Origin of the sequence: Nostoc paludosum FACHB-159, from assembly GCF_014698835.1 — a bacterium.
Taxonomy (GTDB): domain Bacteria; phylum Cyanobacteriota; class Cyanobacteriia; order Cyanobacteriales; family Nostocaceae; genus Nostoc; species Nostoc paludosum.
Window position 1 is genome coordinate 249,885 of sequence record NZ_JACJTU010000007.1, and the last position, 24,281, is coordinate 274,165.

Consider the following 24,281-nt stretch of genomic DNA (forward strand, 5'->3'; position numbering starts at 1 on the left):
GGGCATGGGGTTGAAGAACGAAACCTAACTGACAATTTTTGATTTCTAAGTATAAAAGGTAGATTAATCCAGTTCAAATACTCGTTAACTTAATATTTATATTTCACGTATTCAGTGTTTATCCAGCTAGGTGCAAGATATCAGTTAAGTAGAACTTCTGTCATAAAATCGAGCCATGCTTTTTTGGATACGCAAGTTTGCCTCTCCTGAAGCCAATTCTTCCAATGTCAAACAGGTGAGAGCGATTAAAATCAAAGTTTGGCGATTAATATCTGTTAATTGGTGTGAAGTAGTTGTGTCGGTTCGGTCTAAATCAGCATCAAAACGCTGCAAATTTTCTGCGGCATTCTTCACTAAAATCTGTAATATCTGAAAAGCTCCATCTGATAGTGGCGGTTGACCCCGATAATTTTGCAGTCTCCCTCCCTCCCGATAATTTGGAAACGACTCCAGCCCCAAAAACCGCAAGAACCAGTCAGCCCGATAATGTCCTATCCCCGCCACAATGCCTCTGTAGTCGGCAATCAATTCGTCAAGCAGGTTGTTACGCATTGAATTAAACAAGCGACGGGTGAAGTAATGAGTACATTCATGTTCCAGCCGAATTGTTAGCGATAGACGCCGCCATTCGTCTTTTGATAGTCCCATGTCGCTGGCTGAAATATTGCTATAATCACCGTCACTCAAAATTATGAACTCATCCTGATAAAGTTCCTTTTGTGGGATGAGCCGTTTAAACTCTGCTGTCCATTCGGCTTCAGAGCAATTAACAAAATTTTGTTGCCATTGTTTGCGGTAGCGACGAACTCGATCCCAGTTGTTGAAACCAGCAACTATGCAAGCTCCCATAGAAGCAGGGACTAAACTCGGTTCATTCCGCATTGTTAGCGCCTGTACCAAAGATACAAAATCTTCCCGGTTTTCAGTCAGCAAAACTGGAATGGCTCCTGCTAAACTTTGATGCACCGTTAATTGCAGTTTTTCTGGTTGCTTTAAAAGCAAATTAGTTGCTTGAGCCATATCATCCACCGATACACCTTTACGGGTAGCAGAACGATATGCCTCAGTCTGGCTGATACCTTCTTGGATGGGAAATCTTAACTGAACCAATACGCGTCTGAGTGCTGCAAAAGCTCCGATCTCATTCCCAGCAGTTACATATTCCTGCCAAACAGCTATATGGGGTTTTGATGGAAGCGGAAACTTGAGGGGAAGTTTTAAACAGCTATGGTCAAAAATATTTTGATTGTAGGCAAGCAGCTCTTGTGTCTGTTGGGGATTAGCGCCGTAGTCGGCTAGTATACTAGCACGAAATTCCTGTTGGTTCAAGAGCGATCGCCTCCCATAATTACCTTTTCTCGTTCAGCAAAAATCTGTCCATTACTCAAACGCCGAAATCGATTGAGCACGAGCGGAATGTACGTTCTACTTCTAATACTAGCGATCGCGTGCGTTTATACCTAGCATCAATCGGTTAATCTGGCACTTGTTTTTTATCCTCATCTATGCAAATCTCATAAGAGAGTACAATAAATCTACCGATTTACCGTAGAATTACAATCAGGTACAAAAATAAAATTTCAGTGCCTACGACAAAGGTTCTAGAAAACTATGTCTGAACCACGCTATGGGATTTGGATTTTTGTTTACGGCAACTGCGGTGTGATGACCCATCCTCTTGAATTTCGTGATGCTAGTTACTCACGAGCCAAGAATTTAATCCAATTGGCCCAAAGGTGCGGGTTTACCACAACTTTAATAGCGAACGCTGTTGTTAATTGAAATAGGCGATCGCATGAAATTTTACATCAATACTAAACGTCGATTCTTTTTAATAGCCTTTACATCATTTGCGGCTTATACAGTATTTTATAGCTGTAGTTCACCTCAAAATAATTCTGCTGCTAAAGGGGACGATCGCACCTGTATTTTAAACTTGATACGGAGGACTAATGAGCAGATCGAAGCAATTAAAACTAGGTGCTTTTATGCGCCCGGTAAGCATACATACAGGCGCTTGGCGCTATCCTGGGGCTTTGCCTGACGCTAATTTCAACTTTCCAGCGCTGAAACGATTCATCCAAAAATTAGAGCAAGGCAAGTTTGACGCATTCTTCATGGCTGACCACTTAGCGGTGCTGAATATGCCAATCAACGCATTGAAGCGCAGCCACACCGTCACATCCTTTGAACCTTTCACCCTGCTTTCTGCCCTTGCCAGCGTCACCGAAAACATTGGGCTAGTAGCCACCGCTTCCACAACCTATGACCAGCCTTACCACATCGCTCGTCGCTTCGCGTCTCTCGACCATATTAGTGGCGGTCGCGCTGGCTGGAACATCGTCACCACAGCTAATCCAGACGCAGCGCTCAACTTTGGATTAGAAGAAGAAATAGAGCATGATGAACGCTATCGGCGGGCTAGAGAATTTTATGATGTTGTCACGGGTCTTTGGGATTCCTTTGCTGACGATGCGTTTATTCGGGACGTGGAAGCAGGGATTTATTTTGACCCCAAAAAGCTTCACGTTCTGAATCATCAAGGAAAATATCTCTCGGTGCGAGGGCCATTGAACATTGCCAGACCTGTCCAAGGCTGGCCGGTAATCGTTCAGGCAGGCGCATCTGAAGCCGGACGGCAACTAGCAGCCGAAACTGCCGAGGCTGTGTTTACACCTGCTGGTAATCTGGAAGGTGGCAAAGCTTTATTTGCAGACATTAAGGGACGGGCGCGGGCAATTGGCCGTGACCCAGACAGTATAAAAATCCTTCCAGGTGCTTTAGTCATCGTGGGGGAAACCGTCGCCGAAGCACATGCCAAGCGTCTTCATTTGGACAGCCTAGTACATTATGACAGTGGAATTGCTAGCCTCAATAGTGCGCTTGGCTACGACGTTTCTGGTTTTGATCCCGATGGACCCTTGCCAGAAATCCCACTGACTAACGCTGGTCACTCTTCACGAGAAAGAGTAATAGCCTTAGCGCAACGCGAGAACTTGACTATTCGACAACTGGCGCAACGCATTGGCAGTTACGGGGGACTGGCCTTCGTCGGTACACCCCAAAGCATCGCCGATGAGATGGAGCAATGGCTGAGTGAGGAAGGTTCTGACGGTTTCAATATCATGTTCCCTTTTCTTCCTGAAGGATTGAATGATTTTGTCGATAAAGTTGTGCCAGAACTCCAACGGCGTGGGATTTTCCGCCAAGAGTATGAGGGCAAGACGCTACGCGAAAATCTCGGACTGTCACGCCCTGCTAATCGCTTCTTTGAGACTAGTTTGCTGTAAGCTGCGATCGCATCATGAGGCTTCTAGCGATCGCTCTTCCGGAGAGTGACACAAGAGGGGTAAATAGGTGTAATAAATATTTTTAATGTACTCAAGCTAATTTTTAGCGTAGGCGCAGCCCCCCGCAGGCATCACTTTTTTACCCGACCTCACAAAATCGCGTTGCTCCCCATTGGCTCGCTTGTGTTGAAAATCTCCTTCATGATTTGTTATTAGCCGGTTTTATAGTCACCTTTTAAGAGGAACTTGTGTGAAGCTGTAAGAGAGTGAACAATCAAACTGTGTTTTACTTATTAGTTCTGATTTGTTTTTTGTAAATATGCCTTCAATTACCTATAACCGCACCGATAGCCAGCAGCCACAAAGCATTACCATTCAAGGTTATGTTATCCGTCCTGGATTACACATTCTCACTTACGAGCAACTCAAGTTGCTGCGAGAGCAAACACAGCACCATTCTCAGCTTGAATATCTAGTGAGCCAAGGTGTTATTAAGTTGACTGGTTAATAGTCGCCAGCATAAAAATCCTAACAGGCTACATCTAATTCCCAGGGCATCTGCATCATGTCAATAAGACTACTATATTCTCAATAGGCTGGAAAATTATCTGATTAACTCCTACTTATTAAGGACGATTTTAGCGTTGGTGTAGCGGTCGTAGACATCGCATTGAGTCTTGCAAAGCAAATCCGTTAAATCCTGATTTTTTCGTTGGTTCTTAATCTTGGCTGCGATCGAGGGTAATTTAGAGTTGGGTCGATGGGGGGTATTATCCGGCGCACCTCCCATTTACATCGGGACGTGCAATTAGCACAAGGATTGATAAATAGGTATAATATCATGTCCGGTTGATTAGTTATGATTAAATCTCACGCAAAGGCGCAAAGGCGCAAAGAAGTCTGCAAAGTTTTTATCGTAAGTAATTAGACGAACCTGATATAATTTGTAGCAATTAAATAAGTAGCGATCGCTTGTTGGATTGCACGCAAAGTTTCAGTCCCCTTACGGGGTAATAGTCTGTGGAAACTCCAGTCCGCCGCGACTGCGACGGGTATTTTGAGGTGCGCCAAACATCATACGCCGATTACTGAGGATTGTCGATAGCCCCCTCATCTTTTCCCTTAAGAGCTTTTCGAGCTAACTTGACGTAAGTTTTGACCGTCTCAGATTTCATTTGCAAGTCTTGGGCGATCGCCTGCAATGACTCTCCATTATCCCGACGAGCCAGGATTGTTGCCCAAGTAACGGCAATCTTATCGGTACGATCGCCGCCCTTGCGTTTGCGTTGGGCAGTAAATATTTCTGTGAGTTCTTCAATCCTTTGAGCCAACGTATCCGCCATCAACTGTTCGGCTATAGCTGACTTTTGTTGTGCCAACCAGCCAGAGCGCGTTTGTCCCAAGCCAAAGGTAGTTTTATGACCTGTTCCGCAATATGGTGCAAGCCTGAGCAAAGCATAGAATAGCTGGGTGAATTCAGTATTTGTTAAAGCTTGTTTGTTCAAACCCAAGGAAATCGCACCCGTAAAACCTGTGACTGACCCTTGCTTGCCTGCTGACACTTTCATCGATTCCAAACGGTGCTGATGAATAATGACAGTTTCATCAATCCATGTAAGAAAAATGTCTTGTTCGACTGGCTGGTGCGAAAAGTCATTCCAGCGCCGCAGATAACTGTGGAACAGATTTTCGGGAACTGGTAGAGGGAAATGATGACCTTTGCGGCGAAAACTCGTTGGCGAAACAAAACTGAGATCTATTACAGATTGTTCGCTTGGCGATCGCAGCAATTGTGCATAAGTGGTTGGGGCATGAGCAATACTCACCTGCTTGATTTGTAAGGATGCTCCTCTTAAGTCGATAACTTTTGGTAAATTGGTTATCCACTGTTTGAGAAACAATGCCACCCTTTGAGACAACCCGTTGATATGCCAATGATAGATTTGGTTGGCTACTAATTTCAGTTGCTTGCCGCTAGGAAGCAGTTGCCCTTCTAGTGCGGAGATAGTAAAAGCTTTTTCCGACTCGCCATCATGGAGATAAGCTGATAAATCTGGGTCAACTTGTCGCACTTGGTCGAGAAACCAAGCATGAAGTCCAATTGTGTACTGCGAGTAAAGAGCTGCCGTTGCCGTTGCCTCCAAATCAAACACCAAGCCTACTAATTCAGTCTCATCTGCCCAAGTCTGAACTGGGGATGTGAGCGTTGATTTGACTCTAGGCTTGCGTTTGGGGGCGGTGGCTGCTCTAGGCATTGATTGATTTGGGTCGAAGAATGTTCAATATTTTAGGCGATTTCTATCCCCCTGTGGGGAACATTGGGAACGGGCAGAAGGCAATCCGGGAGTAGGCGATCGCTTGTTTCAACTCTAGTGAGGGGAATTGGTCAGTAGAAAGCTGATTGAGGAGTTTAGCGATCGCTTATCGTTGAAAGTTGCGTGGAGGGAAGCTAGTCAGAGTTTGGAAGTATTCATCAATCATGATTGATAAAATTAGGACTTACGCACTGAAGCCTGAAACCTCGATCCCCCCTAGCCCCCCTTAAAAAGGGGGGAATTCTAAAGCCCCCTTTTTAAGGGGGTTGGGGGATCTGAGTGCGTATGGCAAATGCTGGTGATTTGAGGAGGAGACTGCTTTTCAGCTTTTATTAGTTTTTTCAAAATCTGGCGATCGCTTCAGCATAACAAAACAAAGGTAGCTACTAGTTGCAAAGCAGTTACCTCATGAAAATATTTTTGATGAGTTTTAGTCCCCTTGCGGGGAGGTGGTGAAAACTGAAACAACTGTTCAATCACCATACTAGAGGAGTGTTTCAATCCCCTTGCGGGGAAAACACTGTTTCTCTAGTCATTAAAATCGTAGCTTGACATTTTTGATTAGTCAAGCTATTATCAGTAACTCTCAAAATAACTAATACTCACTCAAATTGAGCGAGAACAATTTCCTCTTGTGGGAAATCAGCTATTATTTTTAGATTTCCACCAAGAGCTTTGATATAGCGGGAAAGAGTGGAAACTTGAATGTCTTCTTGGTTTTCTAACTCCGAAACCGTAGATTCAACAGCACTGAGTTTTTTTTCCAAGTCATCCTGTGTCATCCCCAAAGATTCTTGCAGCTCAATTAAAGCAAGATGAAGTAGCGCGATTTGAGCGCGAGTTTTATTTCTTTCCCTTCGCTCCGGAGTCATCCGGTTTCGCAATTCACTAAAAGGCTTTGTCTTCATATCAATCCTTCATCCTCTAGCTCTTTTAGCAATTCGTCGTAGAGTCTATCAGCTTTTGGTACATTCTCCTCATACCAGCGGTCGTTACCTTTTTTGTTACCTGCTAAAAGGAGTACCGCCATCCTACGAGGATCGAAACAATACAATATTCGGTATGGTTCTCCCTTATGTTGTACTCGCAGTTCTCGCATATTTTTATGACGAGAACCCTTGATATCTGAGCTATAGGGAGAGCGGAGATTCACACCTTTTTCTTCAAGCAACTCTACTACAAAATCAATAGAGTCTTGCTCTGCTTCATTAAGCGTTAAGTACCACTGCTCGAACTCTTCTGTGTACTCTACTTCGATTGCCATGTGTGATAATTGCCTATTTATAAAAAACTGCCTGCTGTATGTTGGTTGAAAAGTTGATTCAGTTGAGCTTGACTCTAGAAGAGGGGGTGATTCACCCAAGTATGTGGTTATTTGTGAATTCATGTTTTGTTCCTAGAAAGATTGCTGGCTAAGATAGCCTTACTTTATATACTATTAGGCTTAAGAAGAAGTTAGTGGTAAGAATTCATTATTAATCAATAAATTTCCCACTTTTAATACTTGCATCACCCTTCAGAGCAGTAACACTAAGGGTGTGAACAACAGTAAACACATCACATTCTACAAAAATTACTGTATTTCTGAAATTTCCATCTCGTAGTAAGCACTTCAGTGCTTAATCCAACTTATTTTAATCCCCTTCCGAGGTAATGGTAAGTATAACGGGTTTTGGATAGATGCTACCCAAGAACAAGACGAGTTTCCATCCCCTTGCGGGGTAAGAGTAACTGTAACCCATGAATATCTTAGTTCTGAATCCCAAACAATTAGAGTTTCCATCCCCTTGCGGGGTAAGAGTAACTGTAACTTATTCACCCTCCTTACCTACTTTTAGTATTAAGTTTGAGTTTCCATCCCCTTGCGGGGTAAGAGTAACTGTAACGACTTATCTTCTCTCTTGGACAAGGTATTGGAAATCAACGTTTCCATCCCCTTGCGGGGTAAGAGTAACTGTAACAGAAGAAGACTATCAACAAGCATATTTACAAGCTAGGTTTCCATCCCCTTGCGGGGTAAGAGTAACTGTAACTGTAATTAAAGCGATCGCTAAGGAGACAACTCATGAATTGTTTCCATCCCCTTGCGGGGTAAGAGTAACTGTAACTAGCCTATCTCTGGACAAGTCAAGCTCACCCAAGAGGGTTAATGTTTCCATCCCCTTGCGGGGTAAGAGTAACTGTAACAAGAATCTGAATCAGAGAATCTATTAGCTGTAGCGTGTTTCCATCCCCTTGCGGGGTAAGAGTAACTGTAACTTAATAGTCATGACCCTTTAGTTAAGAATTTTAGTGGTTTCCATCCCCTTGCGGGGTAAGAGTAACTGTAACGTTACAATCAACGGTGCTGAAGTTGTTACTGAAGCATCGTTTCCATCCCCTTGCGGGGTAAGAGTAACTGTAACCCCTCGCTTTGAAACCCTTAGTACCTATGGATTCTAGAGGCGGTTTACGACCGATACCAATTTTATCGCTCTCCCGTCAGAAAAATATGGAGAAAAAATCTCTGAAAGCCTTACAGGATAAGCAAGCGGCCGATTCCACGAAAAAATAGGGTTTCAGCCATTTGGCGAATCGGCCGCACAATAGATTTTCCGTTCAAGAGTAGTATGGAAACCTACCCTTGCAACTACTATATTTATTTACTTTTCAAGGTTCTGTACTCTATCAAGCCTAAATAAAGCACGTAAGATTTAATAGAAAATTTGCAATTTAAACAACATAATTTACATACACATTTTCGTCAAGGCTTGCCTATCAAAAACTTAAAACATCAATACTGAGTTAAATTACAAACTTGACACTTTTAACGCTCCCATCATCCTTAACAGATAAAATTTTCACATTCACCATCTGTCCTTCTTGGAGAGAAGCAGCTTGCTTCGGTTCCTTCTCCGTTAACTTAATCGTTCCCAAAATTTCATAGGTGACTTTGTTTCCATTGATTTTGGTAACTTTAGCTTCGATAATTTGCCCAACTTGAAAGTCTTGCGCTTGGGCTACTTTAGCAATTTCCGCTTGACGTGCTGACTCGACAACAGGCGTTGTGGGAGTAGAAATTTCCCCAATTGGGACACCAGCATCTTTGTAATAACGCATCAGGCGAGATACCCAGCCTAAAATTTGCAGCATGGTATGAGCATCGCTCACACCTTTAAGATAATCACTACAGGCTTTCTCGATGCTGCGGTAATAATCTGTGGTTCTACCACTGTGTCCAATTTGCCTACCATTACTGACTAGGGTTTTCAGGTAAGTGAAAAATCGGGATGTTGCATTTGGTTGTTGAACGGAGGCGCGCAGATAAGCAACTGCTTTTCCCAATTCGTTGACATCTGTATTTTCTTTGACTAGGGTTTGAGCGATCGCATGGGCAATTTCCCACTGTGCATCTGTTAGAGATTCTGAGGAGAATTCAGCTATTGTCATGATTAGTACATTCCAGATGGGGGTTCGCGGTCGGTTGGATAACGCAAAATAGCAGCGAGTTCTTCTAGTTGCTGTTTTTGAATCAGGCGTGAATGTGCTGCTTGAATATTTTTTTGGATGAATTGTTGTAATTTTTCGCCAATCAGTTCATCAGATTGATTGAGATTATAGGAAGAATAACGCTGTTTGAGGTTTTGCGGCTGATGGATTTTGTCAATTTTGATAGTCATTGTTCCCATACCTATCGGTTTACCACCGCCCACTTTTAAAGCCATAGGATATTTAGCATCTTGTCCTAAGACAATTAATAAAGTTCCTAATTCTTCGGCTGTCAAATTTTTAAATTGTAATTGAGTGGTAAAAATATATTCCCTACCAGCTTGTTGTACAGGGATGCCCGAATTTTGACCTTTATCAATTGCTCTAATAGTGTTGTAATAAAACTTACGTCCGGCAACTTTACCTCGAACAAAGTATGCACTACGTTCATCTGGGTGAGGACGATACAACGAAGGCATAAACCCTGTAGAAAAGCCCATACTTTCACACTTTGCATCGTTAAAATCTATCAAACCTTGCCAATCTAATGCACCGAAAACTCTACTCGCGGGACAAAGTTGTTCTTTATGGCGACAAGGTAAACGTTCTTGAGGAATTTTATCTCTATATCTATTAGTAATTACTGCTAAAGTACTATTAGTAATCGCCTCATATACAGACCGGATGCAACCTTTAAGGGAACTCCCTTGAATAGAGAGTTTTTGCTCAACACCCTGTACCATTGTTTTAATTAAGGGAATACGGTTGTTACCAATATCGCTACCCATAACCACCACCCCAGTAGAGACGTGAAGAGATGTCTGCACTTTCAGGCTGAGGAATAATGTACCATGTAGGCGATCGCTCAAATATTTGTGATGTCCAGCCGGACGCTGTAAGTTAGGGCGTTCTTGCGGAAACGAAACGAATTCATAAGGTTTTGGCGGAAGTTCTGGTGATGAACCCCCACCACTAGGACGGTTAGGTTTACTAGGTGGTTGAGGTCTTGATGGACGATTTGCAGTCATAATTATTGTTTAATTGTCAAAGCGACAAAATGAACTGTAGAGGTTTGTTTATCGATAAAATAACGCTGGGCGATATCTGATTCTTTCTCAGGAAATCCTTTAGGAAAACGGGTTTCTGTGGGAGAATGTAAATGAGCATTTCTGTCTTGAGTTTCCCAATCTTTACCCACAGGTTTAAAATCAGAGTATTCACCCGCAACACTCAAAAGCAAAACTTCATAACTATTTTTGTGTTTGTACTTCCACCTCAATTCACAATTTTGATTAAACATCTGTCCCTCAAGCATAGGGAAATCATCTTTTGTAGGTTCTTGTCTCCAGTTATTGCTAACTTTATGATTCCAACGTAAGAAGTAGTAACTAGGTTCAATTGTAAATTTTTTAATTAAATTTAGCAATTCTGCAACTGATAAAAGTTCTTGTTTCACACCAACAAAAGCTGTCATTTTGACACCCCTAATAAATTACTCCAAGACCGAACGGCTCGTTCAAATAAATCTGTAACAGTACCATTTCGCCAAGTAAGTTGCACTCCAAAGCCTAAATCCATTTCTTGTGCAGCAACAGGAGTATCTTGATAATCTGGTTGAGAGAAACCATATAATTGTGCATCTTCAGGTTCTAAAAACTCTCCCGCACCTAAAAGGAAAGTATTAGACCATTGTTTTTGACTTCCAATAGAGTGAATTTGTCGTTTATCTTCCGACAAAACACAACCAGGATATTGCACAACTGCTGAGTTGAATTTCACCTGTACAGTACCCAAACCGCGAGATTTTGCAAAACCTAAACCGAACCAACCATCATCTAAATCTCGTAATACTAAACCAATTAAACCCAACTGTGAAAGAGTGAAATTTTTTAAATGAATTTTGGTATGAAATTCACCAGCCGTGCAAACTTGATAATTAAAAGGCCCAACTGCTACAGAACCAAATACTCTATCAATTGCGACACCATTACGTTCTTCAATTTTGAGAGGCTGAGATTTATCTGGATAAGCATCTTCTATTCTTAATCTGCTGGCGATAGAAGTATTACCAAATATTTGCGAGATAAAGCATGATTGATTGTAAATTACAGCACCTGGATGAGGATGTTTATCTTCAGGTTTCTTGTTCTTTTCGTCATTTTTCCATTTTGTTAAATAGAAGTTGGGATTGTTATCTTGATTTGTTTCATCCAACAAGTTACTAGCCCAAATCTTTTGACTATTTAATTTGGGACGTTGTTCACCTCCTATCGTTCTAACAATCCTTTCTGCATGGGCGCGGATTGCACCTTTTAAACTACTCCCAGGTAAATATATAGAACGCCCCCCAGCATGATAGGTTTCGACAAATTCCATATCTGGCTTTGTGGGGTCTGCTCCTTCTTTACCTGATTTAATAAGAATCGGCCCGTCAGGAATTAGGGTTAAATCAATAGTGCAGTGGTTAACAAATCTTTTGTGCATAGTTAGATTCAGTTGAAGAAATATTGCAGATTAGGCAACGACTAAATTATTGAGTTGCAATTCACATTGTTGAAATACAAAATTAACAGCCGCAAATAATTTATCGAGTTCTTGAATAGTATAAAAAGTGCTATTTCTGGTAAATATTTGTGCTTCTAGCTTGCCAAATTGCCAGCGATCGCCATTGGAAACAATACCATAAATCACTATTTGATATTCTCCATTCAGTCTTTGAGCAGCAATCATTTCTGCCAAACATTGCGCCCAGCCAGTTTCAAAGTTATCTTGCTTGGCTTCGACTAATATGAAATATGGCTTGTCAAATACGACTTTCCCTAATGGTGAACGTTTAGCCAAAATATATTCAGGAAAGCCGGATAGTTTTTCGTCATAGTTCAGAGAATAATGACTCCACAAAATAAATTTACTGCTATATAGTTTCCAAACTTGTTTTAATATCGGTGATATCAAATTTTCACATATAGCAAATTCAGAACAGTCAACAGCACCTTCTCGCATCGTAAATTCTAAATCTTCACGAAAGTAATCAGGAATATTGAAATTAACTTCACCAATAAAATTTGCTTCAGTATAGATGACTTGAAACTCTTTAATAACTTCACCGATAGTTTTGAAACTGCTGAAAGCCATAATTACCCTCCTGAAGCAATTGATTTGGTTGAATTTTGACCTAACTTGTCACTTAAATGATTTATTAAACACTGTGTCCAAGTATTTTTGAATTGCTTACCATCTTCATAGATTGATGTATCGCTAGTATCTTCATTGACTAATGTCTGCAAATATTTCAACAACTTTTCTGGGTTGTTATCAACATCAATCCATGTCATCTTGTCAATATCTAGTTTAACGACACCCAAGCCACGCGATCGCCCTCCACCCAGAGGTATTTGTTCGGTTTCAAATTGGTGTAAACCAATCATCAATAAACCCAATTCCCAAGGTTCTGCATTTTCGACTACAGCCTTAAACTCAAAGTGTGTTGCTGCTGGAACTACTTGAAAATCGTAGAGTTTCCCATCGGCGGCGGTTTCAGTGTCTCTGTCTATAGCTACACCGTCTCTTTCTTGGTATTGTTCAAACCAAGTATTAGGGACTACTGTTAAATCTCTGACTTGGAATTTGCTAGCAATCCAGGGTGAACCAAAGAGGCGAGATGGTAAATCAGTATGCTTAAGAATTTCTTCAGTTAAAGCTTGGTCATTATCGTAAGTCTCTTTTAACTGTTTGATTTCTTGAGATGTAAGTGACCATTCATCCTCAATAGCTGGATTTGCAACGAGTTTGCGATTATTTCCTACAATACCTCTGAGGAAACTTTCGAGGCGCGATCGCATTGCACCTTTGAAGCTAGAACCTGGAATTAATGGATTACCCAAACTATCTTTAATTACAGGTAAATCCGATCCAATTGGTTCACTAGAACGACCTGCGCTGATGCATAATGCTGTAATTGTGGTGAGTGTACCTGTGATTTCTAAGCGATTTTTGAATGTATCAAACATAATAATTTATCTGCTTTTAATTCCTTCACTTCGTTCAACATGAGCATGAGTACCGTAATATCGCAGTGACAAATTACTCCCTACGATTTTGCAACTAACTCGCAGGCTGAGAGTAACGCGAAAATGGTCAATGACGGTATTTGTGTAAGTTTCTAGTTGTACACCACCATCACCTTTAAGGGGAGCCATATCACCATTATTTTTAACAAGAAGATATGATACTTTAGCGATAGTTTCCTGCAATTTCAATCTTTCTTTTTTATCTGTTATCTTCTTGTAGTCTTTTTCAAAAGAAGTTTCATACTTTATTTTGGGAAAATTTAACAAATCTTCAGCTAGAAAATCTTCTTTACTACGATTCCAAATTAATCTACCCCAGGTAGTTAATATTGCTTTGTCATCAACTGGAAATATCAGAGTTTCTGGAATTCCCTGAAGTTCAGATATATTAATCCATGCTCCTTCTGCCATTAGTGCAAATTGAATAGGTTTAATCACTGAAGTATCAATTTTGATCGGCAACCGAGGAATAGTAATAATTTCATTACTCCCTTCAAATATGTAAATAATTTTATCGGCATAGAACATACCAATAGTATTAGCAAAGCCCTGAATAGCTTTGAAGCCACCAACTAAATTAAAGTAAATTTCATAACCGCTATCTTCATAACCAGGAATTGTATCTTCAAACCAGTTAAGAAGTTCATCAATACCATTACTAAAAGCTTCATTACTGCTTGTTGAAAATTTTTCATGTGGGGAAATAACGGAAATATTTAACCCCTTTTGACTTAAAAATAATTGCAATGCTTCTGCTGCTATCTTGTCTTGAGCAGTATCAGTAATAATTAACCAATGGATATCTTTTTCACCTTGACTTAATTGATTATTATATAGTCCATATATGCCATTAAGTTCTGCACTTGCTTCTCGAATATCATCAACGTCACCCTTAAGTTTAGCATTGGCTCTATCTTTTAATGTGGCAATGATGTCTACAACATCTTCATAATAATTATCAATTTCTTTAAGTGTACAATTTGCTGTATCTCGTAAACGAATAGCCCAATTTTCTTCATATTCTCTATCAATTTGATTTGTGAGCAGACTTGTACCTACTGTAGAAATGACTAACTTAGGCATAGAATTACACTCCAGTAAACAATTAAACGTTAAATTCACCGTCACGCTTATACTTTAAATGACGAGCGCCATAGCCCAAATAACGACGGGTTAGCTCTAGTAAAATTGCGTTCACATCTTCAGCCTTAGCTTCTTGGGCAATCTTATTAGCACGTTCCTTAATTCGTGTCTCAATATCTTGAATTATTTTTGCAGCTAGAGAATCTTTACCTCTACCCCATTTTTTATCACGCCCAACTTGATAGCGTAAGAAATTTTTGATCACTTCTGTACTTTCAGTTGTGTCAGAAACTCTGAGTAAATTACGAAATTGTGATTCTTCTAAGTCACCATAAGATTTTTTGTCATCTAAAGCATCCTGAACCCAAGTTACTAACATATCTTCAGCCTGACGGATGCCTTTTTGAATCTTAAGTTGTTTCTGTTGTTCTAATAAGTTACTCATACAGCATTTTCTCTCAAAACTAAATGAAACTCATTACAAACCTGCAATTGTCCAAAACCTTCATAAGTGCGATCGCCTAATCCTTTTATTTCTAAATCCTCTAAAGCTTTTATCCATAAGTTTTCTTCAGCCGTACTGAATAAATACACAGAACCCTTATTTGTAATCAACTCCATATCTTTCATTAATCCCCAAGCAGAATTCCAGCCAGAACGATAGTCATAACTACTATAAGCGGCGTGAAGTTGCAGGGAAGAATCACTAACACTGGTGAATTTCTGAAGCATTTCTTCTGAAATTACAGTTGTATATCGCCAGTTTTCAGTTAAGATAGCATCGGCTTGTAAATCTAGGGTAAAATAGGTGCGATTTTTTGGCAAATCTTGTGTAGAATTGCCAAAGATATTGTTCCATTCATGCCAGCGATCGCGCAATTTATCATTAAACAGTTTTATTTGGTTAGTAACTCTTGGCTTAATTTCTAAAGGTGGCTGTGCTGTAATCTTGACTCTTCCTAATCCCCGTGAAGTTGCACCACCTAAACGTAGGTCTTCTTGGTGAGAATCAATAAAGGTTTGTAGAGATTCTGCTAATTCATCTGATACGAAAATACTCCCTGTATATATGATAGGTTTTTCTCGGTTATCTTGGGATTCATTTAAAACTTCAATGCTGTAGAGAACTCGTTCTTCTGAAGTCACTCTGCGTCGATTTATCCCAACCCGCGTTAACAATCGAGTATTGGCAGAATTGCTGTAATATTTATTTTGAATTTGGTAAAACCCAGTGAATGTATCAACTCTACCACCATCTACAGGACAATTTGGATCGTAAAGATGACCATAACCTTCAGCACAGAAGCGGTCAATCAAAGTATCAAACACACCATTATGTTTAGGGTCATTTGATTTTGGCCTGAAACCTGGCTTATTTTTGGAACTTAATGCAGTAGCAGGTACAACTCTCACATCTGACTTAACTTTAAAATTTGCAGGATAGGCATTTTGAAAAATTGCCGGATTTTCACCTAAAAATAGTGTGTGGAAATCATCACCATCACTAATAGATGTATTAGCACTTCTCAGGATTTGAGCAGCGATCGCTCCACGAATTACAGAACCAGGAATATAACTATCTGCCTCACTGACTGAGCCACCTGGTTTCTGTCGTCCAATTGCTAAAGGAGATAATGCCTTAATTTTTAAATTAATCCGTTTCATTGCACACCCCCTTTTGCCAAAAAATCCCAGGCTGCTTGTTCTAATGGTAGGTTAGGAAATTCCCAATGCAACCAACCCAAACCGGCTGATTTACTACTACCTAAAGCATGAATGTGTCGCAGTCCAGCTAAAATTAACGCCCCTGTATAGACTGGTGCACCAGATAAATGAATATGCCCCGTAAACCTGAGTTGTGTATTTGCTGGAGATGTTTCTAAAAAGTAGAGTTTTTGTTCTTCACCAGTGCGACGACGGCGATTAATTGTGACACATGGACGCAAAACTTCAGGTAAATTATCTGGCTCTTCTGTGCAAATTAAGTCATCAAATATCACTCGTGATGGCAAAACTGGATTCCCAAATATTTGACAAATTAGACAATGATGCTGGTCTTTATAACCGGATATTTTATATTCTGTACGCTCAAAGTTACCAGTTAAACCTGCCCTTTGAGGACACATAGTTTGCGGATTGGGAGAATCACAAATTACCCATTTCAACCCTCTCGCAATTTTTTCGCACTCATGGCGTAAGCGTCCTTTGAGTTGAGAAGCAGGAATTAATAAGTTTTTTTCTGAGTTACGGACAATTGGTTTATCTGCAAGTGAACCAGAAGAACCACCTGCACCAATGCATAAAGCCGTGTCAATTACAGCTGTAATTTCGTATGAAGTGATGGGGTTGGATAATTGTTGCAGATTAATCAAGATTTAGCCTCCGTTGTCAATAAATGAGTATCAATAGCATCATTATCCTCATCGAAGGAAGCAACAAAATCATACAAATCTATTATTTCTCGCCAAATTGTTTCGTAGAATGGATCTTCTGGATTTTTAGGGTCAAGCTTTCCGTCGTCATACATCCACGGCGCTAAATTACCTCCATTATTTTCGTCTTTAGGCTGACACCAAGCTTCTTCAAACTGTTCTTTTAATTCGTGTTTTCCTTGCTTAAGTCGCACTCTAAAATAGCGATAGTTGAGAATAGCAGTGTGTTTACCTCGTTCTAACAAATCCCGAATTTGGTAAAGTTGCGATTTAGGAAACTTGGCATTTTTCAAAGTTTCTATTGCACTGATTAAGCCTCCTAATTCATATAATGTGTAAGGAGCAGCATAAAGCTTTAACTTTTGTGTGAGTTTTTTTGTCAAGCCCTCTTCACGAAACTCCTTAATGTTGGATGAAATCATAGTTACTGATTTCAGAGTTAAAAAATCAACTGTCCCACCACAATATCCAGCTTTCTTCAATTTCTTGGCACGGTCTTTGGCTGATTTGAGTAACTGTTCCATCAAATCTTTAGCGTAATAGATGGGGGTGTTATATGACGTAATTAGTACACCTATAGATGTGCTAAGTAGACATTGCGAAGGTTCAGCTTCAGTTGGTTTGTAGCGATGGCATTTTTTAAAATCTACTGGTTTATTTGGCGGTTTAATTTTATAATCACCAACAATATATTTAACTTCTCTTTCTGCTGTTTCTTGTTCAAATAATGGCACTTGTTTGAGTAGGATTTTTTCAAATTTTTCGCCGATAATTTTAGCGATTTGTAAGGCTTTATTAGCAGGTACAATCAGGATAATGTCATCGCCACCAATGGTAATGATTTCAAAAGGATGGACTAAATCACCATTATCGAGAAAAGATTCTTCATCATTGAGGTTTTGCAACTTTTGAGGATGCAAATGCTCTGCCAATGCTTGATAAACAGCGTATTCTGTCGCTAATTCTACATCTTTACTGAAATCTTTATAATCCTGTGGCGTTTTAATTTTTTTCTGAATATAGCCACCCATATTATTACCATCAGCATAGATATAGGCAATGAAACCTTTACTTGCATTGGCAATATGGCTGAGATTTTGGGCAATTTCAACCTCATTATATTCAAATTCTGTGTAGTATTTTTGTTGAAGAGTAGGATTCTCTTTGAGAAATGAATTAAATTTATCTACCCAGCCTTCAACTCTGATACTTTCCCAAGTCAATTGAGAGTTTCGATACCATTGAGGTATATCTGGATTTCCTTTCTTAGCTCCATAACCAACTAAATGTTTACGCGCTGAAGCTTCAGAAAAGCTCGATTCTCTAGGTAGTTCTGGTGGTTGGACAATCATCACAGCAGATCTACGTTCTCCCTCATCACGCATCAAATAAGGATGGGTTTCAAACATGGGAGGGTAACGGCGACTGGGACGACTGGATAAGTCATGACCACTGCGACGTTGATTAAATAAAATTGCTAATTTAGTTGTCAGTTCATTAAAACTTTTGCGTTCTGCAAAAGCATCTTCAACAGAAACAGCAGATTCAGTACACCTTTCCGTTTGAGAATTTTCTAGATTCTTCTCTAGATCGCCAAAGTAAGCTTGTACTAATGGTTTTTTATATTGCTGACGATACCAATCTAACCATAATGTATTTTCAATCGGCTGTCGTAGCAAGCCAAATCGTATTTCTAGAAGTCTAAATGTATCCCCAACCGCACAGGAGTTAGCAGTTAATGTTTCTTCTGTATAACGTTTTTCAATAGCATTTGCTAAATCATTAATATATGCAGATGGACAAAAAGCGAGAATATTACCGCCTGTAGAATAAATAATAAGTTCAGGAATTAATACATCTGAGAGTTTGTAGTCAACATAAAAATTAGCATCTAGCCATTGTCGAACTTGATTACACTGAGCATTATAACGATTAGGATTATTTTTATCAGGTTGATAATTTTGATTGAAAAATGCTGGTAAATCCACCTGATTTATTCTGTCTAATAAGGTAGATGCACCGCGAATATCTTGAATTTTAGCTGATTCAAATACATATTGTTTAATTTTAGTTGCACCACCGTAAACTAAGCCAATGCGAGTAGTTTGATGCCATAAATCAGGATATTTATTCTTTAATTCATCTAGAGTTTTCGGAAAATAATCTTTATCAATACCTTGTAATTCCTGAGCCTGCTTCACTAACGCCTGAACTTCCTCTGGTACTTCTTTCCCCTGATTCAAAGCCTCACGCATTTGCCGCAACACTTCCAAGCTATACTTAGGCTGTCGCTCATCACCCCAAGCCAAACACCAAGCGATCGCAGTTGTAATAAAATTTTTATTCTGCATCTCTACTTTTTCCATTTGTGCGTACTCCTGCAATTACTCGCCTTTACAAAATCCCACCAACAACCGCGCTAAAGCCTGCACCATTGGACGTTGCGATACATCCTCACCTCGCTTTAATCTATGAACACTACCGCATACAATTGGTAATTCCGTCTCAACCACATCATTATTCCCGTGAAAGTCGCTGAAAATTATCGCAATAACTTGCAATTTCAACTCAGCACACAACTTTTCCCAAGGCGCAATCTCTGACTCATCTTTCACCAAAATTACTGCATGGGAAGCTTCCGCCATAATCAAGCGGTTCTCGTCTGATATTTTCCCCCCAATATCAAAGACGAATATCGGAGTATTTATCCCTCTAACCTCCTGCGCCTTGAGTTTGGCGAACTCTGGGGTAAATCCTGCTTTGTATTGGGCTTTCAACTGGGCGGCTAAATCAGGATCGCGCCTAGCGGTTTCGCTGTACCAAGAACCATCGCCGTCAGGACAACCGGAAATAAAGTACGATTCTGGCGCGTCGGGAATTTGCAATAGTGCTTGTTTTAATCCATCCCGTAAGCAAGTCTTACCAGTATTAGCAAAGCCACATAAGACAATTTTTAAGTTAGTTTGCGCTTGGGACTCTCGCACCACATCTAAGGTATTTCCTACTCGATAGTCTGGATGTCTGCTAATGGTAACTACATATCTATCAAGCCCTTTATCTCCAATCTTCGGATCGAAGATGGCGATCACATCATACAATTTCCCTAACTTATCCCCTAATACTTGACTAACTAATACAGATATCCGCCCGTTGATTTTAATCAGCGAACCTCCGGGTATCTCTCCCGTAGCAATCATTTCATCTAGTTTTTTTGCTACATCGCAAACAATACGATCGCCTGTAGCTTGCGTACTGCCAAATCCTACTTTGAGAATGTCACCCTCTAACTCTATACGATAAGTAGTCATGATTATTGCAGGTTTATAAAACCAATCTACTCCTCTGGCTGCTTCGCCCATCAAATATCAATCAATTAAGTCTCCCAATTTATAACTAGGATTGTGTGTGATACAAATCACATATTTACCTAACTTAGGATCGTAAAAAGCAACTGCTCCGTATATGTGAGCCAGCTTGTGTGCTAAAACAAATGCTACAGGTATAGAAATGGGCCCATTAATCTTGAGTAGCTGGCCTCCTGCTAATTCACCTGATGCTGCCATTTCCTCTAACCGAGCTGCGGCATCACGTACAATCCGATCATTTTGAGCAGGTTCGCCAAAACTCACTCGTAATAGGTTGTCTTTAATCTCAATCTTGTAAGTAGACATTACCATTACCTTGATTTACTTGGTACATCATACACGCCGTTGGAAAACATATCTTCCAAAAGGATGTATCTTAAAGAAAGTTATTTATCGAGATTCGGCTGTGTCTGAATTAGTATTTCAAGACGTTCCTCAAGTTGAATTACTGCAATGGTTAGCACGCGGTTCGCTCAAGCAAAAACTGTTGCGGACAATTCGATTGTGGGTATGGTTGCGCTCTCTGTATGGCGATGCTCAAGAACGTTTAGCTTTAGACGATTCGTTTACTTATGCCGAATGGCGGGACACATTTTTTAGTTCTAGTCATACTAAAGGAGAACAAATTCCCAGCTTGCACGATCCTGATTGTCCTTGTGCTAAAACAACCCAGCAGTGGTTGTTTAACGAAAAAACAGGCATTGTTGCTCACCAATGGCAAGAATCGTTAATAGCTCACACTGGGATAACAGATTCTAGAAAAGTATTAAAGCGAAGATTGTTTGGTATAACTCGTCGTTCTTTACAAGGTGATTTAGAAACCTTAGCAGATTTGGGTTGGTTGTCTTACAAAAATGAAAAATATTACCGTGTCAGCGAGTTTCCACAACGTCCAGTTACACCAAAAGATGAAGCTGAATCTAACAAACTGAGTGTTTATGAATTAAATTTCCTTCACGATGATTTGGTGGGGTTTGCTCAAAATCATTTTCAAAAAATTAACGGAGTACAACGCTTTTTTTTGAAAGTAGACTATGTTGTACCTCGTAGTACCTTGGACGCTGTTGAAGATTGCCAGTACCAGTTAAAAGAGCTTTGGGCAAAAACTCCAATTCCACCAATTAAGCTAACTTACACAAGTGCCAAAGTTGGAAATAAACTTGATTGCATTGTTTATCCAGTCTGTATTTACTATGTACAGAGGGCAGTTTATTTGTGTGCTTACGGCGAAAGCCCGGATAAACAAACCGAATGGTATAACTTCCGGCTTGACAGGATTCAAAAGATGATTGCTTTGAGTTGGGATAACTCCGAGTTGCCTTTAAATTTACGCCAACACTATCAAAAGCATAGTTTACCCAGCCCAGATTACATTGCTTTAGAAATGTCTAAAGCATGGGGATTCGATTTCTATTTACCTTTGCAATTAATGTTGTTGCGGTTTGATAGAGATTTTGGCGATCGCTATGTTAAAGGAACTGAACGCCATGAAACTTTTGAAGAAATTTCTTACGAGCAAACACAAAAATTAATTAAACAAAAAATCAAACAACCAGAACAACAGACTTTGCTCAATATTCTGGCTAATCGTTCACCTCAAGATGCTTACTATCAAGTATTTATTCGTTATCAAGACGAAAAATATAGAGATAACAACGTAATCATGCGTTTACGTGCATGGCGGCCTAAATGCGAAGTTCTCTTTCCTTACGAACTAAGACAAAGTATTGCCGCCGATGTAGCCAAAGAATTTCACCTTTACCATCAACATTGATTTTTCCTATGAATACATTACAGTTAACACCAAAATTTGAAGAAGCATTAGTCTATGCAACTCGTCTTCATGCTCACCAAACACGCAAGATTAGCGGCGTTCCTTACATCGCTCACTTGCTGAGTGTGGCCGCACTTGTACTAGAAGCTGGCGGAAGCGAAGAAGAAGCGATCGCTGGTCTGTTGCACGATGCGGTAGAAGACCAAGGGGGCAAATCCACTCGTGAGGAAATCCGTCAACGTTTTGGTGAAACAGTCGTTGCAATAGTGGATGGCTGTACCGAATCTGACACATACCCAAAACCACCTTGGGAGGAACGCAAGAAAAGGTATTTGGAAAACCTGCGTCATGCTTCAGCCTCAGTCCGGCGGGTGTCTTTGGCAGATAAGCTGCACAATGCAAGGTCATTATTGGCTGATTTACGACAACATGGCAGCAGTATTTGGAAAGAGTTTAAAACTGGTAGGGAAGGAACTTTATGGTTTTATCAACAGTTACAGCAAGTCTATAGTGCAACTGGTTGTGACTTGATGAGTGAGGAGTTTTTACGAGTCATTGAACAATTGTATAACCAAAGCTAATTACTTGCGAAAAGCAGAGAAGTGGAGATGGCGCTCTTACGGACTGTAGCTTCAGAAGGCAGTCCCAATGAAACTTGTTTCATTGTGACTGCCTTTCTTTGTGAAATTACTGAAATCCCAACATATTTATGCTGCGGCAGCGGTGTTCAATTGTTTGATACAGTGATGCTTTGTCGATTGCTAGCCTTTTTATGCCCCTGGTATCGCTTCCTCAATCAGTTCACCCAAATTTACCCCTCACCGCTCTTGCACCCATGCAAGATGTGACAAATCTAAAGTTTATGAAGGTCATTGCCCACTACGGCAGTCCTGATTACTTCTTTACTGAGTATTTTCGCGTCAATGAAACTTCAAGGCTCAATCCCAACATTCTGGCGGCAATTACCGAAAACAATACAGGCCGTCCCGTTTTTGCTCAAATGATGGGTGAAAGCATTCCCGACTTGGTAAGAACAGCAAAACAACTCTGCGCTTATAATATTGCAGGCATTGACTTGAATATGGGTTGTCCCGCACCCAGAATCTATCGTAAACAAGCTGGGGGTGGATTGCTCAAAGAGCCGGCAAAAGTAGATCGCATTTTGGCTGAACTCAGACAAGCAGTCCATGACAGACCTTTGACTGTCAAGATGCGTCTAGGCTTTGAAAATGGCGATACTTTTTTTCAAATTCTAGATATCATCAATCGCTACAGCATTGATTTGTTGAGTTTGCATGGTCGCACAGTTTTAGATCGCTATCACGGCTCAGTCAACTATAATTTAATTGCCGAAGCAGTCAAACGGGTTAATTGTCCAGTCCTTGCTAACGGCAATATCTACTCAGCGGCACAAGCACTATCGGTACTTTCCCAAACAGGTGCGGCTGGTGTGATGGTAGGACGCTGGGCAATTGGCAATCCCTGGATTTTTCATCAAATTCGCCAAGCCTTGCTCTGTGAGACGATTACCCCTGTTCCTTTAACAGAAGTACGCCACTACATTGACCGTTTATACCAAACTCCAGAAGCACCCAATATTCCAGAGCGTGCGCGTTTAGGCTACCTCAAACTGTTCCTCAACTATATTGCCTTGAATGTTGACAGCCAAGGTCATTTCCTGCGCCTGATGCGACAAGCACAGACTGAAGTTGAACTTTTTAAGGTTTGCGATCGCTTTCTTGTTGCTGACACTACACAGACTTTAGCCTTAGCTCCTTACTCTGGTATATAAATTATGTCTACTGGCTGGGGCTATATAAAATTATGGCGTTGCTGAATAATGGGATGATTTAGGCTGACGCGGGGACACGGGGACACGGAGACACGGGGACTATATCTTGATGCAAATTCTCAAATTATCCCGCAATTATGCAACGCCAAAATTATTTATTCTCCACAGGTGTCATATCATGTCCGGGTAATTAGTTATGATTTCGGTAATCATTAGACCCCTCCCCGCTTGCGGGGCTACGGTGTACACACAAGTCTCTTGCCCTGCACCTTTGTTGCATCGCCCTGCACCTTTGTTACATCGCCTTGCACCTTTGTTACATCGCCTTGCACCTTTGTTGCATCGCCCTGCACCTTTGTTGCATCGCCTTGCACCTTTGACGATCCACAAGACCTTGCCAAACCTCGCGGTAAGCAAGATTGGCAATTGCAACCCCACAGTATTTGGTATCCTCGCACTAGTGGTTCGTCGCATTAATTATGAGGGGTAAAATAACGAACCGCAAAGGACGCAAAGAACGCTAAGGAAGAAGAAAAGAAGAGAAATCGAAAATGAGTTTACCTAGCAAAATTAATGCGATAGACTACTAGTGGTCTATCGCATTAATTTTGCTGGGTTGGGTAAATTTTTGAAAGCTTAACTCTAGCGTCTTCTGTACGAAAACGCCAATCCACACAAACTTTATTTGTATT

General features: G+C 40.5%; 24 protein-coding genes and 1 CRISPR repeat array. Of the genes, 6 read left to right on the forward strand and 18 right to left on the reverse strand.

Annotated features, from left to right (window positions below):
- Positions 1–144: 144 nt before the first annotated feature.
- Positions 145–1,329: a DUF7005 family protein gene (locus H6H03_RS09885; RefSeq protein ID WP_190954949.1), complete on the reverse strand. Its 1,185-nt coding sequence runs from the start codon at positions 1,327–1,329 to the stop codon at positions 145–147.
- A gap of 623 nt (positions 1,330–1,952) precedes the next feature.
- Here H6H03_RS09885 and H6H03_RS09890 point away from each other — a divergent pair.
- Positions 1,953–3,290: an LLM class flavin-dependent oxidoreductase gene (locus H6H03_RS09890; RefSeq protein ID WP_190954950.1), complete on the forward strand. Its 1,338-nt coding sequence runs from the start codon at positions 1,953–1,955 to the stop codon at positions 3,288–3,290.
- 319 nt (positions 3,291–3,609) lie between these two features.
- Complete coding sequence (locus H6H03_RS09895) at positions 3,610–3,798, forward strand: hypothetical protein (RefSeq protein WP_190954951.1); 189 nt, start codon at positions 3,610–3,612, stop codon at positions 3,796–3,798.
- A gap of 416 nt (positions 3,799–4,214) precedes the next feature.
- Here the strand turns inward: H6H03_RS09895 and H6H03_RS09900 are convergent, their stop codons facing one another.
- The 17 genes from H6H03_RS09900 to H6H03_RS09980 form a co-directional block, all read right to left on the reverse strand.
- On the reverse strand, positions 4,215–4,361 hold the full coding sequence (locus H6H03_RS09900; protein ID WP_190954952.1) for a hypothetical protein: 147 nt from the start codon (positions 4,359–4,361) through the stop codon (positions 4,215–4,217).
- A gap of 14 nt (positions 4,362–4,375) precedes the next feature.
- A complete protein-coding gene (cas6, locus tag H6H03_RS09905) occupies positions 4,376–5,545 on the reverse strand; it encodes a CRISPR-associated endoribonuclease Cas6 (protein ID WP_190954953.1) in 1,170 nt (389 codons plus the stop codon).
- 662 nt (positions 5,546–6,207) lie between these two features.
- Positions 6,208–6,513 (reverse strand): XRE family transcriptional regulator, encoded by a 306-nt coding sequence (locus H6H03_RS09910; protein WP_190954954.1) that lies wholly within the window; start codon positions 6,511–6,513, stop codon positions 6,208–6,210.
- Positions 6,510–6,869, reverse strand: a complete 360-nt coding sequence (locus tag H6H03_RS09915; RefSeq protein ID WP_190954955.1) for a type II toxin-antitoxin system RelE/ParE family toxin — start codon at positions 6,867–6,869, stop codon at positions 6,510–6,512. The genes H6H03_RS09910 and H6H03_RS09915 overlap by 4 nt, the downstream gene beginning before the upstream one ends.
- A gap of 438 nt (positions 6,870–7,307) precedes the next feature.
- Positions 7,308–8,010: a CRISPR direct-repeat array (repeat unit 36 nt; unit sequence GTTTCCATCCCCTTGCGGGGTAAGAGTAACTGTAAC).
- Between the two features lie 379 nt (positions 8,011–8,389).
- Positions 8,390–9,034: a hypothetical protein gene (locus tag H6H03_RS09920; protein WP_190954956.1), complete on the reverse strand. Its 645-nt coding sequence runs from the start codon at positions 9,032–9,034 to the stop codon at positions 8,390–8,392.
- A gap of 2 nt (positions 9,035–9,036) precedes the next feature.
- The gene (locus H6H03_RS09925) at positions 9,037–10,101 is read right to left on the reverse strand and encodes an RAMP superfamily CRISPR-associated protein (protein ID WP_190954957.1); all 1,065 of its coding nucleotides are present in this window, start codon (positions 10,099–10,101) and stop codon (positions 9,037–9,039) included.
- Positions 10,102–10,103: 2 nt separating this feature from the next.
- Positions 10,104–10,547, reverse strand: coding sequence for a hypothetical protein (locus H6H03_RS09930; RefSeq protein ID WP_190954958.1), 444 nt, complete (start codon positions 10,545–10,547; stop codon positions 10,104–10,106).
- Entirely contained in the window at positions 10,544–11,557 is a 1,014-nt protein-coding gene (locus H6H03_RS09935) for an RAMP superfamily CRISPR-associated protein (RefSeq protein ID WP_190954959.1), read from the reverse strand. Before H6H03_RS09935 ends, H6H03_RS09930 begins: the two co-directional genes overlap by 4 nt.
- A gap of 30 nt (positions 11,558–11,587) precedes the next feature.
- Positions 11,588–12,208, reverse strand: coding sequence for a hypothetical protein (locus H6H03_RS09940; RefSeq protein ID WP_190954960.1), 621 nt, complete (start codon positions 12,206–12,208; stop codon positions 11,588–11,590).
- A 2-nt stretch (positions 12,209–12,210) separates the two neighbouring features.
- Entirely contained in the window at positions 12,211–13,083 is an 873-nt protein-coding gene (gene csx7, locus H6H03_RS09945; RefSeq protein ID WP_190954961.1) for a type III CRISPR-associated RAMP protein Csx7, read from the reverse strand.
- A gap of 6 nt (positions 13,084–13,089) precedes the next feature.
- Complete coding sequence (locus tag H6H03_RS09950) at positions 13,090–14,226, reverse strand: putative CRISPR-associated protein (protein ID WP_190954962.1); 1,137 nt, start codon at positions 14,224–14,226, stop codon at positions 13,090–13,092.
- A 22-nt stretch (positions 14,227–14,248) separates the two neighbouring features.
- On the reverse strand, positions 14,249–14,671 hold the full coding sequence (locus H6H03_RS09955; protein ID WP_190954963.1) for a hypothetical protein: 423 nt from the start codon (positions 14,669–14,671) through the stop codon (positions 14,249–14,251).
- Positions 14,668–15,891: a type III-D CRISPR-associated RAMP protein Csx10 gene (gene csx10, locus H6H03_RS09960; protein WP_190954964.1), complete on the reverse strand. Its 1,224-nt coding sequence runs from the start codon at positions 15,889–15,891 to the stop codon at positions 14,668–14,670. Before csx10 ends, H6H03_RS09955 begins: the two co-directional genes overlap by 4 nt.
- Entirely contained in the window at positions 15,888–16,598 is a 711-nt protein-coding gene (locus H6H03_RS09965; protein ID WP_190954965.1) for an RAMP superfamily CRISPR-associated protein, read from the reverse strand. The genes csx10 and H6H03_RS09965 overlap by 4 nt, the downstream gene beginning before the upstream one ends.
- Entirely contained in the window at positions 16,595–19,024 is a 2,430-nt protein-coding gene (gene cas10, locus H6H03_RS09970) for a type III-B CRISPR-associated protein Cas10/Cmr2 (protein ID WP_242057755.1), read from the reverse strand. The genes H6H03_RS09965 and cas10 overlap by 4 nt, the downstream gene beginning before the upstream one ends.
- Before the next feature lie 18 nt (positions 19,025–19,042).
- Positions 19,043–19,966 carry a CRISPR-associated protein Csx3 gene (locus tag H6H03_RS09975; RefSeq protein WP_190954966.1) on the reverse strand — a complete coding sequence of 308 codons (924 nt, stop codon included), beginning with the start codon at positions 19,964–19,966 and terminating at the stop codon, positions 19,043–19,045.
- Positions 19,967–20,023: 57 nt separating this feature from the next.
- Complete coding sequence (locus tag H6H03_RS09980; protein WP_190954967.1) at positions 20,024–20,329, reverse strand: CRISPR-associated protein Csx3; 306 nt, start codon at positions 20,327–20,329, stop codon at positions 20,024–20,026.
- A gap of 100 nt (positions 20,330–20,429) precedes the next feature.
- Between H6H03_RS09980 and H6H03_RS09985 the strand changes: the two genes are divergently transcribed.
- From H6H03_RS09985 to H6H03_RS10000, 4 genes are all read left to right on the forward strand, one after another.
- Complete coding sequence (locus H6H03_RS09985; protein ID WP_190954968.1) at positions 20,430–21,797, forward strand: TIGR03985 family CRISPR-associated protein; 1,368 nt, start codon at positions 20,430–20,432, stop codon at positions 21,795–21,797.
- 8 nt (positions 21,798–21,805) lie between these two features.
- Positions 21,806–22,378, forward strand: coding sequence for an HD domain-containing protein (locus tag H6H03_RS09990; RefSeq protein WP_190954969.1), 573 nt, complete (start codon positions 21,806–21,808; stop codon positions 22,376–22,378).
- A gap of 191 nt (positions 22,379–22,569) precedes the next feature.
- Positions 22,570–23,589, forward strand: a complete 1,020-nt coding sequence (locus H6H03_RS09995; RefSeq protein ID WP_190954970.1) for a tRNA dihydrouridine synthase — start codon at positions 22,570–22,572, stop codon at positions 23,587–23,589.
- 196 nt (positions 23,590–23,785) lie between these two features.
- The gene (locus H6H03_RS10000; protein ID WP_190954971.1) at positions 23,786–24,079 is read left to right on the forward strand and encodes a hypothetical protein; all 294 of its coding nucleotides are present in this window, start codon (positions 23,786–23,788) and stop codon (positions 24,077–24,079) included.
- The last annotated feature ends 202 nt before the right edge of the window (positions 24,080–24,281 follow it).